General features: G+C 48.2%; 4 protein-coding genes. 1 reads left to right on the top strand and 3 read right to left on the bottom strand.

Annotated features, from left to right (window positions below):
- Positions 1-1050 precede the first annotated feature (1050 nt).
- The 3 genes from POG22_RS07480 to POG22_RS07470 all read right to left on the bottom strand — a co-directional run bounded on the left by POG22_RS07480 (position 1051) and on the right by POG22_RS07470 (position 1715).
- Positions 1051-1290 carry a hypothetical protein gene (locus POG22_RS07480; RefSeq protein WP_498904503.1) on the bottom strand — a complete coding sequence of 80 codons (240 nt, stop codon included), beginning with the start codon at positions 1288-1290 and terminating at the stop codon, positions 1051-1053.
- Between the two features lie 70 nt (positions 1291-1360).
- Positions 1361-1456 (bottom strand): PIN domain-containing protein, encoded by a 96-nt coding sequence (locus tag POG22_RS07475; protein WP_498904505.1) that lies wholly within the window; start codon positions 1454-1456, stop codon positions 1361-1363.
- A gap of 7 nt (positions 1457-1463) precedes the next feature.
- Entirely contained in the window at positions 1464-1715 is a 252-nt protein-coding gene (locus POG22_RS07470; protein ID WP_498904502.1) for a UPF0175 family protein, read from the bottom strand.
- 329 nt (positions 1716-2044) lie between these two features.
- Here POG22_RS07470 and POG22_RS07465 point away from each other — a divergent pair, with 329 nt between their 5' ends.
- Positions 2045-2644, top strand: coding sequence for a Uma2 family endonuclease (locus tag POG22_RS07465; protein ID WP_498904500.1), 600 nt, complete (start codon positions 2045-2047; stop codon positions 2642-2644).
- Positions 2645-2845: the final 201 nt, after the last annotated feature.

The following is a 2845-nucleotide window of genomic DNA, read 5'->3' as shown; positions in this document are numbered from 1 at the left end:
TAAATAATTAAATTTATTCTACATTAATCGATCGCTCTATGTCAAGTTCTGCAAGCTTTACAGAATTTCGGCTTTGAATTTCAAATATCGGAATTGGGGTTAAATTAGTATTTTTTTGCATAACAAAATCGGAAGAGCCCACATTTATAGATCGACAGGAATGTTAAAGTAGCCTGTTTATATCTATGCTACTAGATTCAATTTATACGGATAGCTATGCCTAAAAGAGCTTCTAACTCGGTGAGACTCTGGTTTTTACTTTCGACAACATGGGCACTTGGCCTGTTGCTAGTAATTGCATTAGTATTAGGTTTGGGAATATATGATACCTACTTTAGCCCCCCTAATATTGACATTTTCCTTGCAGTTACCTTTTTTAATGGTTTGGTGTTATCTTCATTCATAACTTTTCCATCGTTACTTGGCATCAATATTGACTCTTACGTTAATCTAATAATCACAGTTTCGATCGGGTTAGCTCAGTGGCTCTTAATCTATCAGCTAGGTAGATTATGGTTGCTGAACTGGAAACCGCATAAATGGTATTGGAGGCTAATGTTTCCAATATTTCTGGTTGGTTATTATACGATTTCTGGCTCACTGTCTATATTTTTACTTACCATTACTGTAAGTTGAGGTTAAAAACAGCTTCGATCTAGGTTAGTTTACTTTTTTGATCGCTCCTACCTGTGGTCGTTGAAGAATTGAATCGTCTCGATCGAACCCTCGAATTAAAGTGAAGTTGTTTGATCGATTCTCCTAATGATTGAGGAGTATCTGGACAACCTTAGAGGAATGTAAACATTGTTTTTCTCAGTCCTATTCATCTGTTACCTTTTGAGAAAGTTTGTTTTTTGTAGTGACGGCATTCAGGTCTTCCCTAACAATTCGCTGCACTGGACGGACTGGCAATCGCTTGCTTCTTAAACCAAAAATTCATGTCCGCCAGTGAGCTTGGTCGTTAGCGCGATCGCCCCGCCAGACTAACGCCAGCCCTGCTAGGTCGATGCCCATCGGTCTCCTCCCCCATTGCCACTTAGAGCGATCGCACTACTCCCCAACCCGCCCACTCAACACCGATCCTGCACCCTTCCCTAGCTGCTCGACCCACAGGCGATCGCCTGCTTCCTCCATCTGCTGCGCCACCAACCCCATCGCTTCGACCAAGCCTGCATCCACCAGCTCGGCATTCTCCTGCAACAGCGCCCCTTCCTGCCCTTCTGGACAGTTCAATAGTGCTTGAATCAACTCCAGGTATGCTTGAATCCGCTGCTCGTCCATCCGTCTCATCGCGATCGCCAACGTTCCGAACCTAGCATAAGTTCCCCCATCGCCTGCCAGCCAGCGATCGCGCGGTTTCTTACCTTTGAGGAATCACCACTCGATCGCAGAGTTCGCTCAGTAAATGAATACGGTCAATTTTGGTGAGGCTAATGATGGGCGAAGCATTGACCACCCAGCGTCTAACCACGATCGATCTCCTCTGCGAGTTCTTCGGGGGTGGTCTGAAAAGGAGAGACGGCAAATCGATCCAGCGCTTGCAGAAAGGCTTGTCGGCTAATGCCAGCAATTTCAGCCGCTCTGGATTGGGAAATCATCCCGACTTCGTACCACTTGACGACGGCGGCAACGAGCAGCTCTTGGGCGAATTCGTCGGGGCTGCTACGCAGGGCAGAAAAGGCGCTTTCGGGTAGGTTGAGTTGAATTTGAATCATGGGATGTAGCAGGTAGAGTTAGGCGGTCATTTGGGTGTTGAGGTCAAAGCGTTTTTCGAGGCGTTCGGGGTTGTTGTTTGAAGCGGCGACTGAGGTTGTCGTCAACAGTCCCTAGCTGCAAAAAATGTTTGTATCTTCAGCGAAAAAGCATAAAACAAGCTGCGCCATGAAGAGGTCGGGTTCCTTCCGAACCTAGCATAAATTGCCCGATCGCCTGTCAGACGGCGCTCTGGCAATTTCTTACGTTTTCCAACCCCAAGTCAAACTCACCCGCGAGGTTCCCCAGGCGATCGCTAAACTAAAATTAGCTCCCCCTCACCACCCCAACCATGCTCGCCGACGATCCCCTCTACATCACCCCAGAAGACTACCTCGCCGCCGAAGAAATTAGCCCCATCCGCCACGAATACCGCGATGGTGAAGTCTTTGCGATGACAGGCGGGACACAGGCACATCACACGATTGTTGGCAACTTATTCTTCGCGCTCAAAACTCACCCACGGAGTTCTGGCTGTCGCACCTTCGCCGAAGGGATGAAAACCCGCGTCGAAGCCAGCAATGCTTACTACTATCCTGATGTTGCCGTTACCTGCGACGATCGCGATCGCCAGCCCCAAAGCCAATACATCGAATATCCCCACCTCATTATCGAAGTTCTCTCTCCCTCGACGGCTCGTTTCGATCGCACTGAAAAATTCGCCGACTACCGTACTATCCCCAGTCTCGAAGAATACGTCCTCGTTTCGAGCGATCGCCAGCAGGTTGAGGTTTTCCAAAAGGGCGATCGTGGTAACTGGACGCTCGCACCCACCAGCGATCCCATCCAACTTGCGAGTGTGAACTGTGCGATCGCCCTGGCCGAGATCTATGAAGACACCGACATTCCCGCTACATTAGACGGTGAATCGGGAGTTGGTGGAGGTTTTTAAGGTTTGAATCGATCGCTGTTTTTGTGAGTTTGGAGATTTTAGCCCCCTGATTTTTTGAGAAACTAGTGCAGCGTCAACTCTAAGAATTAGGGTTAACGGGAGTATTGAGGTAATCTGTAGGGAGCGAGCCGGAGTCCCATGCAGAAAAAATACATTGTGCGCCTGACAGCAGAAGAGCGTCATCAGCTACAGGCAGTGATT

Origin of the sequence: Geitlerinema sp. CS-897 (assembly GCF_028368005.1) — a bacterium.
Taxonomy (GTDB): domain Bacteria; phylum Cyanobacteriota; class Cyanobacteriia; order Cyanobacteriales; family Geitlerinemataceae; genus Baaleninema; species Baaleninema simplex.
The sequence above is the reverse complement of the archived record's forward strand: the minus strand, read 5'-3'. Positions and strand labels throughout refer to the sequence as shown.

Excerpts from the sequence above, each read along its gene's own strand:
- POG22_RS07480 (WP_498904503.1), bottom strand. The coding sequence starts at position 1,290 with ATGAGACGGATGGACGAGCAGCGGATTCAAGCATACCTGGAGTTGATT.
- POG22_RS07470 (WP_498904502.1), bottom strand. The coding sequence starts at position 1,715 with ATGATTCAAATTCAACTCAACCTACCCGAAAGCGCCTTTTCTGCCCTG.
- POG22_RS07465 (WP_498904500.1), top strand. The coding sequence starts at position 2,045 with ATGCTCGCCGACGATCCCCTCTACATCACCCCAGAAGACTACCTCGCC.